The organism is Sphingomonas endophytica (genome assembly GCF_001476895.1).
In the GTDB taxonomy this organism is placed as follows: domain Bacteria; phylum Pseudomonadota; class Alphaproteobacteria; order Sphingomonadales; family Sphingomonadaceae; genus Sphingomonas; species Sphingomonas endophytica_A.
Map to the genome: position 1 here is coordinate 1 of NZ_LDTB01000197.1, position 798 is coordinate 798.

Consider the following 798-nt stretch of genomic DNA (forward strand, 5'->3'; position numbering starts at 1 on the left):
GGAAAGCCTGGCGGCGGAGTGCGCCATGAGCGGCCGTACGCTGGCCAGACTGTTTCAGAAGGAACTCGGAATGAGCTTCGGCGAGTGGCGGCGACGCATGCGGCTGATGCTGAGCCTGCCGCGGCTTGCCGCCGGTGCATCGATCCTGGAGGTCGCGATGGAGCACGGCTATCAGAGCCCCAGCGCATTCGCCGCGATGTTCAAGCGAACCTTCGGCATTGCTCCGAGCCAGTATCTAGGCGAGGGTTAGGGCACCGTCTTCGCGTCATACGGGCTTCAACTTCAGTCATAGACCAATCCCCTCGCGGCGAGGCTGGGTCGGTCGGACCGTGATCGGCTGGATGCCCCTTGCTCGAGGCGATGACGGCACGCCTTGAACGTTTGACATTGGCCCCTATTCCAAGCGGCGCAAAGCAAAGGGCCCCGCAAGCGGGGCCCTGGAATGCGCAGCGGTCACCATTCCTGGCGGCCGTACCAGTCATTCACTTCCTTCGTGGCTTGATCCTTGGCATAGCCGTAGCGCTGCTGCAAACGGCCTTCGAGCTGGTCCTGCTTGCCGGCGATCACATCGAGATCGTCATCGGTCAGCTTGCCCCACTGCTCCTTGATCTTACCCTTCATTTGCTTCCAGTTGCCTTCGACACGATTCCAATCCATCGCGATCCTCCGTTGAAAGATGAGATCGTCCAACGGGTGCGCCGACGCTTCGTTCCTGGCGAGCGATGCGTCAAAGCTGCGCAGTCATAAGTCCGCGCCTGAACCAGGACAGATAGGAACGACATTGCAGGGTCCCTGTTG

Annotated in this window: 2 protein-coding genes; one reads left to right on the forward strand and one right to left on the reverse strand. The window is 61.0% G+C overall.

The annotated features are described in order from the left end of the window. Nucleotides 1-250: helix-turn-helix transcriptional regulator (locus tag NS334_RS16710; RefSeq protein WP_153002806.1), on the forward strand; the 250-nt coding region annotated here is incomplete at its 5' end. A 203-nt stretch (nucleotides 251-453) separates the two neighbouring features. On the opposite strand, the gene NS334_RS16715 is transcribed toward NS334_RS16710, so the two are convergent. Next, nucleotides 454-690, reverse strand: coding sequence for a CsbD family protein (locus NS334_RS16715; protein ID WP_428835071.1), 237 nt, complete (start codon nucleotides 688-690; stop codon nucleotides 454-456). Between the last annotated feature and the right edge of the window lie 108 nt (nucleotides 691-798).